This is a genomic window from Nocardia africana NBRC 100379 (assembly GCF_001612635.1).
Lineage (GTDB): Bacteria > Actinomycetota > Actinomycetes > Mycobacteriales > Mycobacteriaceae > Nocardia > Nocardia africana.
In genome coordinates, this window is record NZ_BDAV01000002.1 from 230,375 (window position 1) to 249,227 (window position 18,853).

The 18,853-nt window shown below is 67.3% G+C and carries 13 protein-coding genes and 4 tRNA genes; 5 read left to right on the top strand and 12 right to left on the bottom strand.

The features are described 5' to 3' along the window. Positions 1-5: 5 nt before the first annotated feature. The 8 genes from NA3_RS02535 to NA3_RS02570 form a co-directional block, all read right to left on the bottom strand. Positions 6-1,424 carry a phytoene desaturase family protein gene (locus NA3_RS02535; RefSeq protein WP_062961945.1) on the bottom strand — a complete coding sequence of 473 codons (1,419 nt, stop codon included), beginning with the start codon at positions 1,422-1,424 and terminating at the stop codon, positions 6-8. Beyond that, positions 1,421-3,223: a DUF3556 domain-containing protein gene (locus NA3_RS02540; RefSeq protein ID WP_062961946.1), complete on the bottom strand. Its 1,803-nt coding sequence runs from the start codon at positions 3,221-3,223 to the stop codon at positions 1,421-1,423. Before NA3_RS02540 ends, NA3_RS02535 begins: the two co-directional genes overlap by 4 nt. A 28-nt stretch (positions 3,224-3,251) precedes the next feature. After that, positions 3,252-4,697 carry a class I adenylate-forming enzyme family protein gene (locus NA3_RS02545; protein ID WP_062961947.1) on the bottom strand — a complete coding sequence of 482 codons (1,446 nt, stop codon included), beginning with the start codon at positions 4,695-4,697 and terminating at the stop codon, positions 3,252-3,254. Positions 4,698-4,889: 192 nt separating this feature from the next. Beyond that, on the bottom strand, positions 4,890-6,161 hold the full coding sequence (locus NA3_RS02550; RefSeq protein WP_062961948.1) for a PucR family transcriptional regulator: 1,272 nt from the start codon (positions 6,159-6,161) through the stop codon (positions 4,890-4,892). Positions 6,162-6,313: 152 nt separating this feature from the next. After that, positions 6,314-6,387 (bottom strand) — tRNA-Phe (locus NA3_RS02555). Positions 6,388-6,419: 32 nt separating this feature from the next. Next, positions 6,420-6,493 (bottom strand) — tRNA-Asp (locus tag NA3_RS02560). A gap of 28 nt (positions 6,494-6,521) precedes the next feature. Continuing rightward, a tRNA-Glu gene (locus tag NA3_RS02565) sits at positions 6,522-6,594 on the bottom strand. Positions 6,595-6,685: 91 nt separating this feature from the next. Next, positions 6,686-7,351, bottom strand: coding sequence for a TetR family transcriptional regulator (locus tag NA3_RS02570; protein ID WP_062961949.1), 666 nt, complete (start codon positions 7,349-7,351; stop codon positions 6,686-6,688). Between the two features lie 918 nt (positions 7,352-8,269). On the opposite strand from NA3_RS02570, the gene NA3_RS02575 reads away from it, so the two are divergent. From NA3_RS02575 to phoU, 5 genes are all read left to right on the top strand, one after another. Beyond that, a tRNA-Lys gene (locus tag NA3_RS02575) sits at positions 8,270-8,342 on the top strand. 301 nt (positions 8,343-8,643) lie between these two features. Continuing rightward, entirely contained in the window at positions 8,644-9,609 is a 966-nt protein-coding gene (locus NA3_RS02580; RefSeq protein WP_062961950.1) for an acyl-ACP desaturase, read from the top strand. 144 nt (positions 9,610-9,753) lie between these two features. Next, a complete protein-coding gene (dusB, locus tag NA3_RS02585) occupies positions 9,754-10,875 on the top strand; it encodes a tRNA dihydrouridine synthase DusB (RefSeq protein ID WP_218021763.1) in 1,122 nt (373 codons plus the stop codon). Between the two features lie 175 nt (positions 10,876-11,050). Next, positions 11,051-13,582 (top strand): LCP family protein, encoded by a 2,532-nt coding sequence (locus NA3_RS02590; protein ID WP_062961952.1) that lies wholly within the window; start codon positions 11,051-11,053, stop codon positions 13,580-13,582. 98 nt (positions 13,583-13,680) lie between these two features. After that, positions 13,681-14,352, top strand: a complete 672-nt coding sequence (gene phoU, locus NA3_RS35680) for a phosphate signaling complex protein PhoU (protein WP_062961953.1) — start codon at positions 13,681-13,683, stop codon at positions 14,350-14,352. Here the strand turns inward: phoU and NA3_RS02600 are convergent. From NA3_RS02600 to pstC, 4 genes are all read right to left on the bottom strand, one after another. Then, positions 14,247-15,974 carry an MFS transporter gene (locus NA3_RS02600; protein ID WP_084490910.1) on the bottom strand — a complete coding sequence of 576 codons (1,728 nt, stop codon included), beginning with the start codon at positions 15,972-15,974 and terminating at the stop codon, positions 14,247-14,249. The two genes, phoU and NA3_RS02600, sit on opposite strands and share 106 nt — an antisense overlap. 211 nt (positions 15,975-16,185) lie before the next feature. Next, complete coding sequence (gene pstB, locus NA3_RS02605) at positions 16,186-16,962, bottom strand: phosphate ABC transporter ATP-binding protein PstB (protein WP_036497807.1); 777 nt, start codon at positions 16,960-16,962, stop codon at positions 16,186-16,188. Between the two features lie 19 nt (positions 16,963-16,981). Next, positions 16,982-17,881: a phosphate ABC transporter permease PstA gene (pstA, locus tag NA3_RS02610; protein WP_062961954.1), complete on the bottom strand. Its 900-nt coding sequence runs from the start codon at positions 17,879-17,881 to the stop codon at positions 16,982-16,984. Continuing rightward, entirely contained in the window at positions 17,881-18,852 is a 972-nt protein-coding gene (gene pstC, locus NA3_RS02615; protein WP_062962042.1) for a phosphate ABC transporter permease subunit PstC, read from the bottom strand. The genes pstA and pstC overlap by 1 nt, the downstream gene beginning before the upstream one ends. Position 18,853: the final 1 nt, after the last annotated feature.

Here is an 18,853-nt window from a genome sequence, read left to right on the forward strand (position 1 = left end):
GGCCGCTACCCGCGCCCCACCTCGGCGAGCGCGAGCTCGGCCGCATTGGCGCCGCACATCCCGTGCGCTCCCGGCCCGGGTGGGGTTGCCGCCGAACAGATGTACATGCCGGGAACGCCGAGACTATAGGGGGACAATGTGGTTCGCGGCCCGAACACCAGCTGGCGGATGTCCTTGGCGCCGGTCATGATGTCGCCGCCGACGTAGTTCGGGTTGTAGACGGCCATCTCGGTCGTCGAGCGAACCGCCTGTCCCACAATGCGTTCCCGGAAGCCGGGCGCGAACCGCTCGATCTGCGCGATGATCGCCTCGGTCGCGTCGCCGGGGTAGCCGTTGGGGACGTGCGCATAACTCCACACCGGGTGCACATCGCCTGCCGAGCGCTGCGGATCGGCCAGATATTGCTGGCCGACCAGGACGAACGGACGCTCGGGCATGCGGCCCGCGTGGATCTCGCGTTCGGTCGCGGCGAGCTCTCCGTAGGTCCCGGCGAGATGGACGGTGCCGGCGCGGTGGGCGTGCGGGTTGGTCCACGGCACTCCGTCCGCCACCGCGAAATCCACCTTGAACGCGCCGGGGCCGCGACGGAAGCGGCTGAACGCCCGACGAACTCGGCGCGGCAGCCGATCCCCGAGAATGCGGCCGACGGCATCGGGTGCCAGATCGAAGATCGTGATGTCGGCCGGTGCCAGCTGCGCGGCCGACTCGATCCGCACCCCGGTCTCGATCTTTCCGCCCAGCTCCGCCAGCAGCGCCGCCATCGCATCGCTGATCGCCTGCGATCCGCCTTCGGCCACCGCCCAGCCGTGCCGATGCCCGGCCGTGAGGATCCCGAGCCCGATGGCCGAGGTGAGCGGATGATGCAGCGGCCGGAAGGCGTGGGCCGCAACACCTCCGAACAACGCTCGTGCCTGCTCGGTCCGGAACAGCCGTGCGAAGGCGGAGCCGGGCAACAGGGTCGGCGCCCCGAACCGGCCCAACGTCAGCGGGTGGTGCGGCAGTCGCAGCAGCGGACCCATGATGTCCTCGCTCAGCGCGTCGTACCGCCGCACCGGTCGCTCGAATGCCAGGCGCCAGCGCGAACCGTCGCGACCGAGCCCGGCCGCGGTCTGCTCGACCGAGCGGTACAGCACCCCGGCGCTGCCGTCGTCGAGCGGATGCACACAGTCGATCTCGGGCAACCGCCAGCCGAGTCCGTAGCGGTCGAGGCCCAGGCTCGTCAGGAACGGGGACCCGACGGCCATCGGGTGGATGGCCGAGCAGTGGTCGTGCAGCAGACCGGGAACGATCGCCTCGCTGCTGCGTGTGCCGCCGCCGACCTGCTCGGCCGCCTCGAGCACCGTGACCTCGACACCTTCGGAGGCGAGGGCGACGGCGGCGGCGAGCCCGTTGGGCCCGCCGCCGACCACCAGTGCGGTTGTCACGCCACCACTCCGAAATCGTCCTGCGTGGGTTCGATCCGCACCGCAGCGGCACGAGTCCAGGTGGGGTGCAGCGGAATCGGCCCGTTCGGCAGCCAGGGCTGCTCGGCCACCGCGTCCGCGACCCGCCAGGTACCGCGTTCGATCACGCCCAGCGCGGCGTCGATCAGCTTGTAGTGCTGCACGCCGCTGCCGAACGCCTCCGACTCCACCCAGGCGATCACACATTCGCCGGGTTCGAAGCGAGCCTCGTCCTGCACCGCGCGGATCATCCCCTCGTCGTGGAAGTGGCCGTCACCGAAATTGAACCCCACGATCGAGTTGCACAGGAACTCCCCCTCCCGGACCGTGCGCGAATCGATATCGGGCAGCCGCGCGATCAGCAGCGAGAACAGGCCGCGGCCCTGGCTGTGCAGGGTGCGCCAGGCGATCGTCTTCTGCAGGGTGATCTCCGCCCACTGCGGTTCGTAACCGAATTCGATGAACTGGTCGATCTGATTGGCGGCCGAGCGGGTCACCCGGTTCAGCTTCTCCTCGGCGCCCGGGGTGAACGTCCACACCGCCGACGCCCAGTTACCCGCGTACTGCCGCATCGACGGCAGGAACGAGACCTTGTCGGGCCGCAGATTGCCGAGCACCGGGAAGAACACCAGCGCGCCGACCACCGGAACGACCAGCCACACCGGCGACATGTCCGACACGGCGTAGCCGTTCCAGGCCGGGAAGCCCAGGAACAGGAAGACGGTGGCGTAGGCGAACAGCACGTTCCATTCCAGTGGCACGGCCAGCGGGAAGGTCGAGACGATGAAGAGGTGGAAGATCACCATGATCAGCACCGCGATCAGCGTCACCCACTTGTTCGTGGAGAACAGCAGCACCAGCGGAACCAGCATCTCCACGCAGGTGCCGTTGACGTGGGCCATGAAATGCGCGACGCCGGAGGGCCGCATATCGCGCGGGAAATCCTTGTAGTGCGCGCGTTTGACCGACTTGAACGGCACCGACGGGCTGTTGGACACCATCGGCGGCACCACGTTGGAGAAATGCTTGCCGAGTTTGGAGAAGCCGGCGCCCACCCAGACGACCACGATCAGCAATTTCAACGCGACGATCATGTTCACGAACGGGAACACCGTGAACGCGATCAGGGCCGGAAGATACTGCTCGCCGCGGGCGCCGAGGAACACGACCTTGTCGCGCAGGCCGTTGAGAATCAGCAGCACGATCGGCGCGATCAGCACGGCGGGAGCGATGAGCCCGGAGGTGTTGTCCGGCAGCACCGCCGCGAGCGAATCACTGTGCGCGCCGGGCAGAACCAGCGCGAGCACCAAACTCGCGAGCAGGGCCAGATACAGCGTGACGTCGAACCAGGTGCGGCGATCACCGCCGGTGCCGGGCACCCACGCCCACGGGCGTTGCCGGATGGTTCCGGGCCGGGCCCAGAACAGGATGCCACCGGTCATCGGTTTCACCTTGCCTGCCAACGGCCCCCAGGAACCGGCGAGACCGACGACCTCCAGCAGCACCGTCCAGACGACGGCCTTCTGATAGACGATCGGCTGATCCCACCATTCGGCGACATGCCAGAACGCCGGCAGGCCGGAAGTCAGTGTGGCCACGGTGATTCCGCCGATCGCATAGAGCACGATCAGCTTGAGGATGTAGACGCAATGCACCATCTTCGGTGAGCCGAAGCCGTTTTCGGCCCAGTCGGCGCCGAGGATGCGCATCCGTTCCATCAGCGGTTTCTGCAGGAATGTGTCCGGATCGACTGCCGGTAGATCCGGCTTCGTGAATCCCATCGGATGTATCTCCTTCTCGTGGGGCGGATCAGGCGGTCGGCGCGCGGCGCAGCGACGGTTTGTCGAGTTTGCCGACGGCGTTCTTGGGCAGGTCGTCGAGGAAGGTGATCGCCACGGGCAGTTTGTATTTCGACAGATTCCGCCGGGTATGGGCGAGCACCTGCTCCGCGGTGAGGGTGGCGCCGGAATTCAGGGCGAGGAACAGCACCGGCTCCTCGCCGTAGAGCTCGCTGGCCCGGCCGACCACCGCGGCCTCGGCAACCTCGGGCAGCTGGTAGACGACGGTCTCGATCTCCTTGGGATAGATGTTCTCGCCGCCGCGGATGATCATGTCCTTGGCGCGGTCCACCAGGACGAGATAGCCGTCGGCGTCGATGCGGCCGATATCGCCGGTGTGCAGCCAGCCGTCGACGATCGTCCGGGCCGTGTCCTCCGGCCGATTCAGGTAGCCGCGCATGACATTCGGGCCCTGGATCAGCACCTCGCCCGCGCTACCGTCGGCGACCGGATTGCCGTCGGGGTCGGCGATGCGGATCGTCTGGCCGGGCAGCGGCAGGCCGACCGTGCCCGGCTTGCGGCGGCCACGCAGCGGATTGACGACGCTCGCGCAGGTGCCCTCGGACAATCCGTAGCCCTCGACGATCGGTATGCCGTAACGGTTTTCGAACTTGTGCAGCAGTTCGGCACTGGCCGGCGCCGCGCCACACACCGCGAAACGCACCGCCGAGGTATCGGGGGCGACCTCCGGCGGCAGGTCGGCCAGCATCGTGTAGATGGTCGGCACCGCGGAGAAATAGGTGGCGCCACTGCGCTCGAGGCGGTCGAAGAACGTGCCGGTAACGAACCGGCCCGCGATCGTGGTGCGCCCACCGGCGAGCAGTGGCGCCAGGGTGCTCACCACGATCCCGTTGACGTGGAACAGCGGCAGGATCAGCAAACTGTGGTCGGCGGCCGTGAGCTCGAAGGCGCCGATCACCATGGCGCACATGGCGTTCAGATTCGCGTGGTCGAGCATCACGCCCTTGGGCCGTCCGGTGGTTCCGCTGGTGTAGACCAGCAGGGCCAGCGCCTCGTCGCGGGTTTCGGCGGTGATCTCGGCGGGTGGGGTCGCGGTGAGCTCGGCGGGCGTGAGCACGGTGACCCCGATATCCATCGGCCGATCGGTTACGAGGATCTTGGCGCCGGCGTCGGCACCCTGATAGCCGGCCTCGGCCGGAACCAGCGACGGATTGATCGGCGTCACCGCGGCGCCCAGCCGCCAGGCGGCGAACAGGGATACCACCAGCGTCACTGTGTTCGGCAGCATCACCGCGACCACATCGCCGGGCGAAACTCCCTGTGCGGCAAACGCGGTGGCGGCCCGCCGCACCGCATCGGCGAATTCGGCGTTGGTCAACTCGACCTGATCGTCGGCCACACAGGGTGCGCCGGGATCGTGGCGGCTTCGAAGGTCGGGCAACTCGGAAAGGTGCATGGAGGGTCCTGAATCATCGGTCTCGAACGGACCTCACAACGGTAGGAAGTAGTGAGCTGCACCACACCGTCGCGCGTGAACGAATTACTGCGGAGGTGTCGTCTCCGCGAGACAAAGAATGTGGCGATCACTGTCCACCTGCCCGCACGACCGGCAGCGCCCATGCGTCAACCGGTACGGGCGTTCGCGCGCTCAGCGCATGAGCACCGATTTTCCGTACCAATGGCAGACCAACAGCGCGATCTCGACGTCGAGCCGGTCGTCGGCGATCGGCCGCCCACGCCGGGACACCGCCCGGCTCACCCGGTACTTCACCGAGTTGTAGTGCAGACCCAGCTCCTGTGCCGCCGCCTTGTAACTGGATCCGGTGCGCAGGAACACACGCAGGGTGTCGCGGAGCCGGGCGTCGCTCGCGGTGTCGGTCGCCAGCGGTCCGAGGACGTCGCCGACCCAGTCCCGGACGGCGGCCGGGTTCTCGCCGAGCAATGCCGCCGCGGTCAAGCCCGGATCGGTGGCCGCCACCACCTTGTCCGCCGCCCCACTCCGGGCCGCGACCGCGCGGGCCCGCTGGGCCTGACGGTGCGAGCGGCGGAATCCCTCGACTCCGACTCCCACAGCGCCGATCGCGATATGAGGTGCGTCCGGCCGGGTGGCGGCGAAGCGGCGGATCCGCGCGGCCGGATCATCGGGATCCGAGGTGTAGGGCAGCCAGACCCATCCGCTGGTGCGGTCGGCCGCGGCGAACAGCGGAGCGGCAGCCACATCGACGGCCCCGGCGAGGTCGCGGACGAACCGCTGCAACCGGGCCAGGTCGTCGCTGTCGGAGTCCGCGTCCGGGTACCAGAGCACCATCGCCACGTGATGGCGGCGCAGCGGATACCGGATCGCGGCGGTGGCGTCGTCGACGTCGACGGCCGTGTCCTGGGCCAGCACCTCACGGACCCGCATGGCGCGCACGCTGTTCCGGTTCTCCAGCCACCGTTCGCGCTCCTCCTCGTAGACCGCGACAACCTGCTGTGAGATCCAGTCGATATAGGCGAACAGCACATCGGTGATCTCCTCGATCACCGCGATCCGGGTGGTCGGCTCCATATCTATGGCGTGCAGCTCCGCGAAGACCAACTCGGTCAACCCGCGCTGCCCCAGCCGATACGCCCGCACCAGCGCATTCACCGGCACCCCGTGCTGCGCGAGCCGCCGGGCGTATTCGAGCGCGGCGGTCGGCGCGGTGATCCGCTCCACCGCGATCCCGTGCCGCAGCGCATGCAGAATCGTGTCGACATTCCCCTCGACACTGGCCCCCAGCAACTCCACCGTCCGCGCATCCCCACGCAACTCCGGTATGCGCTCCTCGAGCGCATCCTTGATGAGCGAGCTGACCCCGGTCACCTGCTCGTTCAACCGCGCGGCGATCCGGGCCACATATTCGCCCGCACCGACCTCACCATCGTGCGCCTTCGTCACACCACGGACGGTAGGCCCCGAACCCCACCCCGACCGGCTTTCCTGCCGAAATTCGTCTCCCCGAGACGAAGACAGACGTGAAATCTGTCTCATCGCGCTCAGCGAGCGGACACGAAAAATCCCCCCGACCACAGGTCGAGGGGATTTGAAAGTGGCCAAGGCCGGGATCGAACCGGCGACCTTCCGCTTTTCAGGCGGACGCTCGTACCAACTGAGCTACCTGGCCGGGGCACCCGAACCGAATGCCGTACAACAAAGCGACCCTGACGGGACTCGAACCCGCGACCTCCGCCGTGACAGGGCGGCGCGCTAACCAACTGCGCCACAGGGCCTTGCATGCTCTCAACGGTGTTGCCACCGTACCCCCTACGGGATTCGAACCCGCGCTACCGCCTTGAAAGGGCGGCGTCCTAGGCCGCTAGACGAAGGGGGCCCGCCGGATCTCTCCGGTCCGTACCTCAACGGCTTCCGTTGGGAGCTCGCATAGCTTATGACAGGCTTTGCGCTATTCCCAAATCGGCTGGTCAGAGGCCCAGATTCAGATCTTCCAGGCGTGCCGAGGCCTTCCATCCGTGCCGGCGGAACTCCTCGAGCCAATCCTGAGTCGCCATCGCCTCGATGATCACCTCCAGGGCCTCGGTGAACCGGGTGCGCAGATCGACGCCGCCGCCGAGCAGATCGATGATGTAGCGCTGTCCGGCCAGCGCGGCCGCCAGGGTGCGGGTGAACCGGTCCGGGTCGGTGTCCAGCCGCAGCTGCTTGCGGTCGACGGCGCGCACCGCGAGCAGCCGCGCCGACCGGCTGACGATCCGGCTGCCGCCCGCCCGCGCGTCCTGATAGAACTCCGGTTCGATCACGAGCCGGAACTCCGCCTGGGCGATGATGTCGTTCTCCAGCCGCAGCGCGACCTCGTCGATCATCCCGTGCATGACGTCCAGCGGCTCGAGATCCGTTCTGGCCAGCCATCTTTCGCTGGTCGCGCGATATCGTTCGACGGCAGCGTCCAGCACCGCCCGGGCCAGATCCTCCTTGGAATCGAAATGGAAGTACATCGCGCCCTTGGTCGCGCGCGATCCCTCCAATATGCGATTCAGCGATGCCGCGGCGTAGCCGCTCTTCCCGAATTCAACGGCGGCGGACCTGATGATCGCCGCCCGTGTCCGGCGGGCCCGCTCTTGCTGCCGTGCCATGCTCGAAACGCCTCCGAAGCTGCTTGCCGCCGGAGGAACCGATAGGAGACGGTCCTCGACGAGAAGTTATTAGATTTTCAAATACTTAATTCCGGGCTAACGCCCGGCTTTCAGACTTTTGGTACGAAAATTCGCAGGGATACTTGAAACACACCAGCTGGTATAGTTTCGACGTCCGGGTGCGCCGCAGGGGGTGCGCACCCGGGCGTTTCATTCGTCTCGGATCCGCCTCCTGCGACGTCGTCTCCTCCGACCTCGCGACCGGCCCGGCCGGTCGCGACATGTGCTGGCACAACAACCTTCGGCCGAATCCCAACCGCCGGAAGATCTCCCGGTTCGCCGGAATTCACCAAGCGATCACCGTACCCCGAATCACGAGACGACGCGCCACGTACCGAGGAGTCACTTCACCGGAAACCGGGACCGCTCGTGGCAAATGCCCGGTTAGCACCCGCATATGCGAATTCCGGCGCGCCCCAGCAATGTTCACCACCACCGGCCGGCACCCTGGAACCCGGGACTCATCCGGGCCGCTGCGGTCGGCCACCGGGCGGATCCACCGACACGATCACCTCCCGTACCAAATATGTTGTCACGCACTACGTTTGGACAATGTTTCCACACTTCCGCGCTGAAACAAATTGCTGAGCAAGGAGATTGCCCGGCAATCGGCGGGGTATACGGGAACGCCCCGCCGCTCCGGGGCCGGCGGGCCGGGGCACAGGTCCACGGGGCCGGGGAAGGCGAGCGGCCCCCGCGTCGGAAGGGACGCTCGGATCCCGTGGGCGGCGATCCCGCTCCCCGGGAGCCGCCACCCGCCCCGGAAGGCCGCGCGACCAGCGCAGATACCTACCGCTGCAGTGTCACACGGATACCGGTTACCACTTCCGCGCGCAAAACATTAGACTTGCGGACCGCGCCCCTATAGCTCAGTTGGTAGAGCTACGGACTTTTAATCCGCAGGTCCCAGGTTCGAGCCCTGGTGGGGGCACACCGATGGGCCGGAGCGAGAGCTCCGGCCCATCGTCGTCTCGCCCGGGACCCGTCGATCCGATGCTCGGCTAACGTTCTCGACTCCCACGCGATACACCGTTGGCGCACAGGTCCCCCACCTACACTCGCACCGGTTGGGGCATGTGCCGAATGCCCTTATGAGTTCGATCACCGATGCTGTGAACTCATACAGGTGCGCTTCGCATCACACCTACGGTGCCGTAAGGTATGGGCGGCGGCGGCACGGCCAGCAGGGGGGCGACCAGCAATATCGCACGACAACACCGAAGGGCGTATGTATGGCAAGGGATCTGACTCAACTCGAGCTGCTGACGGAGTTGGAGCCGGTTGCCGAAGAAAACGTCAACCGGCACCTTTCGATGGCCAAGGAATGGCACCCGCACGACTACGTGCCGTGGGACGAGGGGCGCAACTTCGCCGCGCTGGGCGGCGTCGACTGGGACCCGGAGCAGTCGAAGCTCAGTGAAGTGGCGAAGGCCGCGATGATCACCAACCTCCTCACCGAGGACAATCTGCCCTCCTACCACCGCGAAATCGCCGAGAACTTCTCCCAGGACGGCGCCTGGGGAACCTGGGTCGGCCGCTGGACCGCCGAAGAGAACCGCCACGGCATCGTGATGCGCGACTACCTCGTGGTCACCCGCGGCGTGGACCCGGTGGCGCTGGAGCAGGCCCGCATGGTCCACATGACCAACGGCTTCGCCTCCCCCGCCGAGGCCGACGCCGGCTTCCTGCACTCGGTCGCCTACGTGACCTTCCAGGAGCTGGCCACCCGCGTCAGCCACCGCAACACCGGCAAGGTGTGCGACGACGCGATCGCCGACCGCATGCTGCAGCGCGTCGCCGCCGACGAGAACCTGCACATGATCTTCTATCGCAACATGTGCGGCGCCGCACTGGATCTGGCGCCCGATCAGGCCCTCGACGCGATCACCCTGATCCTCGAGAACTTCCAGATGCCCGGCGCCGGAATGCCGAACTTCCGCCGCAACGGTGTGCTGATGGCCAAGCACGGCATCTACGACCTGCGCCAGCACCTCGAGGACGTGGTGCAGCCGGTGCTGAAGAAGTGGCAGATCTTCGAGCGCGACGACTTCACCGCGCGCGGCGAGCAGACTCGCGAGCGGCTCGGCCTGTTCCTGGAAAAGCTGAGCAAGGATGTCCTGAAGTTCGAGGAGCAGCGCGACCGCATGCTGGCCCGCGAGGCCGCCAAGCGCGAACGCGACCTCACCGCGGCGAGCTGAGCTCTTCCGCACGACTTCGACCGGGACCGGTGCCGCGCGGCACCGGTCCCGGTCGCATGCACAGGGCACCCCTGTGATCTCTCGCACTGTCATTCGGATGGGACACTGGAAGTCGTGACCGCGGCACTAGACACCAGAACCGGACTGCGAATCGGCCCCTACCCCGTCGATCCGCCGGTGGTGCTCGCGCCGATGGCGGGGATCACCAATGTCGCGTTCCGCAAGCTCTGCCGCGAATTCGGCAGCCGCACCTCGATCTACGTCTGCGAGATGATCACCGCCCGCGCCGTGGTCGAGCGGCACGAGAAGACGCTGCACATGATGGCCTTCGACGAGGACGAGCACCCTCGCTCGATGCAGCTCTACGGCGTGGACCCGAAGACGCTCGGCGAGGCGGTGCGCATCATCGTCGGCGAGGGGTGGGCCGACCACATCGATATGAACCTCGGCTGCCCCGTGAAGAAGGTCACCCGGCTCGGCGGTGGTGCGGCGCTTCCCTACAAGCGACGGCTGTTCGCCGAGATCGTGCGGGAGATGGTCGCCGCGGCCGAACCCGCCGGTGTGCCGGTGACTTTCAAGTTCCGCATCGGCATCGACGACGACCATCAGACCTACCTCGACACCGGGCGCATCGCCGAGGCCGAGGGCGCCGCCGCGGTGTCACTGCACGCCCGTACCGCCGCGCAGCTGTACTCCGGCACGGCCGACTGGTCGGCCATCGCGCGGCTCAAGGAAGCCGTCACCACCATTCCGGTACTCGGCAACGGCGATATCTTCAGCGCCGCAGACGCACTCGCGATGATCGCCGAAACCGGTTGTGACGGTGTGGTCGTCGGACGCGGCTGCCTGGGCAGGCCGTGGCTGTTCGCCGAGCTGAGTGCCGCGCTGCGCGGGGAGCCGATTCCGGAGGGACCGCGTCTGGGCCGGGTCGGCGAGATCCTGTACCGGCACGCGACGCTGCTCGTCGACCACGACGGCGAGGACAAGGCCATGCGCGATATCCGCAAACATATGGCCTGGTACTTCATGGGCTTCCCGCTCGGTTCGCAGCTGCGCCGCAGCTTCGCGACCGTGGGCAGCCTGAGCGGGCTGCGCGAGCTGATCGACCAGCTGCCGCCGGACGTGCCGTTCCCCGCGGACGCGCAGGGACCACGCGGGCGACAGGGCTCACCGGCCGCGAAGGTGGTGCTGCCGGAGGGCTGGCTCGACGATCCCGAGGATCCCACCGTGCCCGCGGCCGCCGATGTGATGCACAGCGGAGGCTGACGCCGGATACTCTCCGACCTGCGCCGACAGTGATGGCTGGTTTAGAAGTGGCCAACTGTGGCGTAATCGTTATCATGGCTGGGGCCGATTCGGCCGGATGTGACTGCGCGTGCCGCCACCGGAGTGATGGAATCGACAGCTCCGGTCGCGACGAAGAGTGAAGTGAGGTTCGTTGGTGGGTGACGACGATCGGCGCGGGCGTTCGTCCCGGCCCGGAGGTCGCGCCCCGTGGGAGCGATACCCTGCGCCGGATTCCGACGACGCCCCGCGCAACCGGCGTGCGGACGAGCCGCAGACCTCCAAGCCGATCACCGTCCACGACCTGGTTCAGCGGGTCGACAGTGAACGCATCGAGCGCCGCCGTAAAGACGACGCCGCGGACAAGCGCCGCAGTGCGGGCGAGAGCGGCTCCGGCCGCGGTCGTACTCCGCAGTCCGACAATGCCGGGCGCCAGGCCGGAAACCACGGGCGCACAACGGATAACACCGCGCGTCCCGCCACCGGTGCGAACCGGGCGGCCGGTCGCGGCGCCCAGCCGGCGAACCCGCCCGGCCGAGGCGGCAGCGAACGCCGTGGCGACCCCCGCGATCTCACGCCCGGCGCCGGGCCCCGTCCCGCCGCAGCCGGGCCCGCGACCCGCGGTAAGGCGCCGACCGGCGCATCGGGCGCCATCCCGAACGCGCGCGGCCGCACACCGGCCGACAGCAATGTCGCGGGTGGCACACCCGGCCCCGACCCACGCACTCGCCGGCCGCGCCCCGAGCAGTCCACGACACCCGCGGCACCGGGCAGGCGCGGCCCCGATCCGAAGGCCGCGCCACCTGTGCCCGGGCCACCCGTAGCGCAGCGTGAATCCGCACCGGGCACACGCCCGCCGGCCGCTCCGGTCGTGCCGGGTACGGCCGCGGACCCGCGCCGCCCCGGGGGCGCATCCGATCCGCGCGCGGCGTCGAAACCGGGATCGCAACGACCGGAAGCCGCAATGCGAAGTGGCGCACCGGTTTCCGCCGATGCCCAGGCCACCGCGGTCCATCGCGCCCCGGCCGCCGACAGTCCGGTCGATCGGCCGGCCACCGGTAAGGCGCCGGTCGCCGAGCAGGTGACCGACCAGCTGCCCGTACCCGACGACGAATCCGGCGCGGAGGCAACGGCTTCCGCCGCGCCCGAGGCGGTAGGCAAGCCACCGTTGTCGCGGCTGGCGGCGAGCAGGCAGCGCCGGCGGCGGCGCACCCGGCTCGCGGCCCGGGTGACCACCTCTGTGTGCGCGGTCCTGGCCCTAGTCATGACCGGTGTCGGATGGAATTACCTGCGCGCCACCGACAACGGCTTCACCCAGGTGTCGGCGTTGGACGAGAACTCCGCCGATATCGTCGATCCCGGCGGCCAGACCGGTGACGAGAACTTCCTCATCGTCGGCACCGACACCCGCGCCGGCGTGGACAGCCAGCTCGGCGCCGGCACCACCGCGGATGCCGAGGGCGCCCGGTCCGACACCGTCATGCTGGTACACATTCCGGCGAACCGCTCCCGCGTGGTGGCCGTCTCGTTCCCGCGCGACCTGGACGTCAGCCGTCCCGAATGCGAGGGCTGGGACAACGACAAGGCCAAATACACCGACGCGAAATTCCCCGCCGCGAACGGCGACAAGCTCAACGCCACCTACGCCCTCGGCGGGCCGAAATGCCTGACCAAGGTGATTCAGAGACTGTCCGGTCTGAAGATCAGCCACTTCGTCGGCATCGACTTCAGCGGTTTCCAGTCGATGGTCGACACCATCGGCGGGGTCGAGGTGTGCACCAACCGGCCGCTGGTCGACGAGGAGCTCGGCACGGTCCTGCCGAACGCCGGTCGCCAGATCCTCAACGGCCCGACCGCGCTGGACTACGTCCGCGCTCGCCACGTGCAGGGTGAGGAACGCAGCGACTACGACCGCATCCACCGCCAGCAACTGTTCCTGTCCTCGCTGCTGCGCAGTTCCCTGTCCTCGAAGGTGCTCTTCGACATCGGCAAACTCAACGGCTTCATCGGCGCGTTCAGCAGCCATGCCTTCATGGACAACGTCAACACCAAGGATCTGCTGATGCTGGGCCGCTCGCTGCAGAAGGTCAGCGCGGGCGCGATCACGTTCCTCACCGTGCCGACCGCGGGCACCACCTCCTACGGCAACGAGATCCCTCGCGAATCGGATATCAAGGCGATCTTCAAGGCGATCATCGACGACCAGCCGCTGCCGGGTGAGAAGAAGGCGCCGGAGCCGTCCAAGCCGGCTCAGGCACCGGCCCCGCCGCAGCTGACCGCCGTGGATCCGAGCACGGTGTCGGTGCAGGTCTCCAACGGTTCCGGGGCGACCGGCGTGGCCAGTACGGCGGCGACGAAATTCGCGTCCGAGGGCTTCCAGATCTACAACGTCGGCAACTACTCCGGCGGCACGATCGACACCACCACGGTCCGCTATTCGGCCGGGCACGAGGCCGAGGCCGCGACGGTTGCCTCGGCGTTGCCGGGCGCGAAACTGGCCGTGGCCTCGGGTTTGGGCAGCATCGTGGAGGTGGCGCTCGGCGCGGACTTCTCCGGTACCGTCGGCACGCCGACCGCGTTCGGGTCGCCGGTTCCCGCCCCGGCCGGTGCCACCGATGCCGCCGCGACGCCGGTCACACTTCCCAGCGACCTCGAGCACGTCAACGCGGGCGACGACCTCTGCAAGTGAGCCGCGCTCACCTGCGGCGACATCGCCGATCGCACCGGCACCGACGATTCACCCACCGTTCGTGACTTGGTCAGAGCCGGGAACTAGTCTTTGGTTTCATGCGTGTCATCTACAACGAACAAATGGCCGAACTCGCCGATCTGCTGGGTGAGATGGCCGGACTGGCCGGATCGGCCATGGAGCGGGCGACCCAGTCGCTGCTGCAGGCCGACATCGTCCTGGCCGAACAGGTGATCACCGAGTACGACCGGATCGCCGAGATGATCGCGCAGGCCGAGGAGAAGGCGTTCGCACTGCTGGCGCTGCAGGCGCCGGTTGCCGGCGACTTGCGACAGGTGGTGAGCGCCATCCAGATCGTCTCCGATGTGAATCGGATGGGCGTGCTGGCGCTGCACGTGGCCAAGGTGGCCCGCCGCCGGCACCCGAATCACGCGCTCCCGGAATCGGTGAACGGCTACTTCGCCGAGATGGGCCGCATCGCGGTGAATATGGGCGCCGCCGCCAAGGAGGTCCTGGAGACGCGCGATCCGGAACGGGCCGCGCAGCTCAACGAGGACGACGAGGCGATGGACGATCTGCATCGCCACCTGTTCTCGCTGCTGATGGACCGGGAGTGGAAGTACGGCGTGGCCGCCGCCGTCGATGTCACGCTGCTGGGCCGCTACTACGAGCGCTTCGCCGACCACGCGGTGGAGATCGGCCGCCGGGTCGTGTTCCTCGTGACGGGCGTGCTGCCCCCCGATCCGGACACCGAGACCGAGAAGATCTGAGGTTTCGCGGCCCGGGTGTCCTCCGCGGTTCGGCCGAGCAGCAGTGACGCGCCACGCTGCGGTTTCCAGGGCAACAGCGCTGCCACGAGCACCGCGCAGACCAGGAGGGCACCGACCGCCGCCCAGGATGCGGCCGTCGAGCCGGCCAGGGCGGCGACCTTCATGGCGTGCACCAAGTCGGCCTTCGCACCGGCGAAGAACGGGCTGATCGGCACCTTGACGATTTCCAGCACGCTGATGGGGGTGTCGCGGGCCAGGCTCTTCTGGGTCGGATTCATGATCGCGTCCGGGATCGCGTCGATGCGGGCGCCGACTCGACCGGTGTAGACGGAGGTCATGATCGAGCCGAGGACGGCGACGCCGAGGGTGCCACCCACCTCGCGGGTGGTGTCGTTGACCGCCGATCCGGCGCCCGCCTCCTCGATCGGCACCGCGCCCATGATGGATTCCGTGGCCGGTCCCTGCACAACGCCGAAGCCGACGCCCATCAGGATCATCGAGACCAGAACCGTTCCCAGATAGGGCGTTTCGACGGTGACCCGGCCCGCGAAGAACATGCCGGCGGCCAGCAGGAGCAGGCCGCACACCACGGTGGCGGTGGTGCCGATGCGCTGTGCGGCCAGCGTCGCGATGGGCGCGCCGAGGCCCACCGCCGCCGCGAAAGGCAAAGAGTGGATGCCGAATTCGAGGGCGCTCATTTCCTTCACACCCTGGAAGTACTGGGTGATCAGGAACAGGAATCCGAACGCGCAGAAGTAGGAGACGGTGATCGCCAGGGCCGGAATCGAGAAGCGCCGGATCCGGAACAGCCGCATGTTCAGCACCGGCGATTCCACCCGCAACTCCCAGATCACGTACAGCGCGAGCAGAATCAGCGAGAGCGCATAGCCGCCGACGCTGCGTCCGGACAACCAGCCGTGCTTCGGCGCCTCGATGATCGTCCACACCAGCGTCGTGACCGCCACCAGCGAGAGGCCGATGCCGAGCACGTCGAGCCGGCCGCTGTGGTCGGCCCGCGATTCCGGGACGACGACGAGTACGGCCGCGATCGTGATCGCCGCGATCGGCACATTGATCCAGAACACGGCGTGCCAGCTGAAGTACTCGAGCAGCCAGCCACCGGTCACCGGCCCGATCGCCACCGCGATACCGGCCATGGCGGTCCACAGCGCGATAGCCGCGGCCCGGGCCCGCGCCTCCGGAAACAGGTTGATGATCAGCGCCAGCGTCGCCGGGAACACCGCGGCCGCGAAGACGCCCATGCCGGCACGGGCGGCGATCACCTGACCGAGCCCGGAGGACATCGCACCGGCGGCCGACATCACGGCCACACCCGCGAGGCCGATGATCATCAGTCTCCGGCGGCCGTAGCGGTCGCCGAGGTGGCCGAGCGGCAGCAGCAGCCCGGCGAACGCCAGCGTGAACGCGTCCACGATCCACTGCAGTCCGCTCATCCGAGCCTGCAACTGCACCGCCATCGACGGCAGGGCCACATTGACCAGCGTGTTGTCCAGAACGACCAGCAGTTCGGCCGCACAGATCGCGATCAACGCGAGAATCCGCATACGCGTCGCGATCGGAATCCCCCGCTGGGGTCCTGGTCTCGCCGTTGACACCGACATCCCGCCTCCTGACTATAACGATCGGTTTAGTTAAGAAGGAAGATAACTGTTACCTAGAGTGTCAGACAACCGACTGTGGTATGAGATGAGCGAGCACACATCCCGGCAAGTGCTGTGATGTGCGCCATAGCATCCCGGGTGGGTGGCAAAGAAAACCCCGTCCCACCGGGGACGGGGTTTTCGAAATTTCGACGGCTGCTCGGCCGCCCAATTATCCGAAGCGGCCGGAGATGTAGTCCTCGGTCGCCTTCTGCGTGGGGTTGGAGAAGATCCGCTCGGTCTCGTCGATTTCGATGAGTTTGCCGGGCTTGCCCTGGGCTTCCAGGTTGAAGAACGCCGTCTGGTCACTCACTCGCGCGGCCTGCTGCATGTTGTGGGTGACGATGACGATCGTGTACTCCTTCTTCAGCTCGGAGATCAGATCCTCGATCGCGAGCGTGGAGATGGGGTCCAGCGCCGAACACGGCTCGTCCATCAGCAGCACATCGGGCGAGACCGCGATCGCGCGGGCGATGCACAGCCGCTGCTGCTGACCGCCGGACAGGCCGCCGCCGGGCTTGTCGAGGCGATCCTTCACCTCGTTCCACAGGTTGGCGCCGCGCAGCGAGCGCTCGGCCACCTCGTCGAGTTCCTTGCGGTTGCGCACACCCTGCAGCTTCAGCCCGGCCACCACGTTGTCGCGAATCGACATGGTGGGGAACGGGTTCGGCCGCTGGAACACCATACCGATGGTGCGCCGCACGCCCACCGGGTCGACCGCGGAGCCGTAGATGTCCTCACCGTCGAGCAGCACCGCGCCCTCGACGCGGGCGTTCGGGGTCACCTCGTGCATGCGGTTGAGCGAACGCAGCACCGTCGACTTACCGCAACCGGACGGACCGATGAAAGCGGTGACGCTGCGCGGCAATACGGTCAGCGACACATCGGACACGGCATGGAATTTGCCGTAGTAGATGTTGAGATCTTTGACGTCGATCCGCTTGGCCATTGTCGTATTCCGTTCGCTTCTATCGATTCCGCGTGAGCAGTTTGTTGACCACGGCCGCGCCGATGTACAGCAGGGCGATGATCAGGATCAGCGTCAGCGACGCGCCCCACACTCGCATCCGGCCTGCCGCTTCCGGGTTGGCCAGTTCCTGGTAGATCATCAGCGGCAGCGACGCCATATTTCCGTTGAAGATGTCGGTGTTGATCGACTTCGAATAACCGACGAGGACCAGCACCGGCGCGGTCTCACCCATGACGCGGGCAACCGCCAGCAACATACCGCTGATCATGCCGGGCAGAGCGGTCGGCACGACGATCCGCAGAATCGTCTTCCATTTCGGGATGCCCAGTGCGTAGGAGGCCTCGCGCAATTCGTCGGGCACGAGTTTGAGCATTTCCTCGGTACTGCGCACCACCACCGGCAACATCAGCAGTACCAATGCCAGGGACACCGCGAAGGCCGACTGCGGGAAACCGAGGGTGGCGATCCACAGCGCGAAGACGAACAGCGCGGCCACGATCGAGGGCACGCCGGCGAGGATGTCGACCATGAAGGTGGTCGTCTTCGCCAGCCAGCCGCGGCCGTATTCGACCAGATACACGGCGGCCATGATGCCCAGCGGCACCGCGATCACCGCGGCGACCGCCGATTGCACGATCGTTCCGTAGATCGCGTGGTACACACCGCCGGCGAACTGGTCGGGCAGCACGCCCTTCTGCGACTTGGTCCACCAGCCGCTGTTGACGATCGCGTGGAAACCCTTGCTCAGCACCAGGATCAGCACCCAGGCCAGCGGGATCAGCGCGATGGCGAAGCACAGCCACATGACCGAGGTGGCGACATTGTTGCGTACCTTGCGGCCCATGCTCACGTGACGGAACGTGGGCGCCTTGATCGGCTTGTCCAACGTGGTGGTCATCACCCGTTCACCTTCCCACCGGCGGCGATCCGAGCCAGAGCATTGACGACGAAGGTCAGCGCGAACAGGACGAAGCCCGCCGCAATGTAGGCGCCGGTCGGCAGCGCCTGGCTGAATTCCGAAGCGGCCGAGGCGATCTTGGAGGCGAAGGTGTAGCCGCCGTCGAACAGCGACCAGTGCCCGGGTGTCGCGGCGGTGCGCAGCACGATCAGCACCGCGATGGTTTCACCGAGCGCGCGGCCGAGACCCAGCATGGAACCTGCGATCACACCGCTGCGGCCGTACGGCAGCACGGTCATTCGCACCACCTCCCACTTGGTGGCGCCCAGGGCCTGTGCGGCCTCGATGTGCGCGCGGGGAGTGAGATGGAAGACCTCGCGGCTGACCGAGGTGATGATCGGCAGGATCATCACCGCGAGCACGACACCGGCGGTGAAGATCGTGCCACCGCCGCTGATGGAGACGTTGCCTTCCTTGAACAGGAAGAACCAGCCCAATTTGTCGTTGAGGAATTGTTCGAAGGGCGCCAGCTTCTGGGCCAGCACCAGGAAACCCCACAGACCGAACACGATCGAAGGCACCGCCGCGAGCAGGTCGACCAGCATCGCGAACGGACGCGACAACACCTTCGGCGCGTACTGCGTCAGGAACAACGCGATACCGACGCCGAGCGGCACGGCGATCAGCAGTGCCAGCAGCGAGCTCAGCACCGTGACCATGAACAGGTCGCGAATGCCGAAGTGCATGTTGTCGGCGTTGGTGACGTTGAACTCGGCGCTGGTGAAGAAGTTCGCCTTGTTCGCCGCCACCGACGGCACCGCGCGAATCAGCAGAAACAGCGCGATGAGCGCGATCGCCGCGACGATCGTCGCCCCGGCGGCCGTGGCCAGGGAACGGAAGACGGTCTCCCCCCGGCGGCTGTGGCCGCCGGTGTTGCGACCGGCCGGCTTGGTGCTCGACTCACTCGGCATG

Coding starts and splice junctions, on each gene's coding strand:
- phoU (WP_062961953.1), top strand. CDS start 13,681: ATGCGTGTCATCTACAACGAACAAATGGCCGAACTCGCCGATCTGCTG.
- NA3_RS02600 (WP_084490910.1), bottom strand. CDS start 15,974: ATGTCGGTGTCAACGGCGAGACCAGGACCCCAGCGGGGGATTCCGATC.
- pstA (WP_062961954.1), bottom strand. CDS start 17,881: ATGACCACCACGTTGGACAAGCCGATCAAGGCGCCCACGTTCCGTCAC.
- NA3_RS02545 (WP_062961947.1), bottom strand. CDS start 4,697: ATGCACCTTTCCGAGTTGCCCGACCTTCGAAGCCGCCACGATCCCGGC.
- pstC (WP_062962042.1), bottom strand. CDS start 18,852: ATGCCGAGTGAGTCGAGCACCAAGCCGGCCGGTCGCAACACCGGCGGC.
- pstB (WP_036497807.1), bottom strand. CDS start 16,962: ATGGCCAAGCGGATCGACGTCAAAGATCTCAACATCTACTACGGCAAA.
- NA3_RS02580 (WP_062961950.1), top strand. CDS start 8,644: ATGGCAAGGGATCTGACTCAACTCGAGCTGCTGACGGAGTTGGAGCCG.
- NA3_RS02540 (WP_062961946.1), bottom strand. CDS start 3,223: ATGGGATTCACGAAGCCGGATCTACCGGCAGTCGATCCGGACACATTC.
- NA3_RS02570 (WP_062961949.1), bottom strand. CDS start 7,351: ATGGCACGGCAGCAAGAGCGGGCCCGCCGGACACGGGCGGCGATCATC.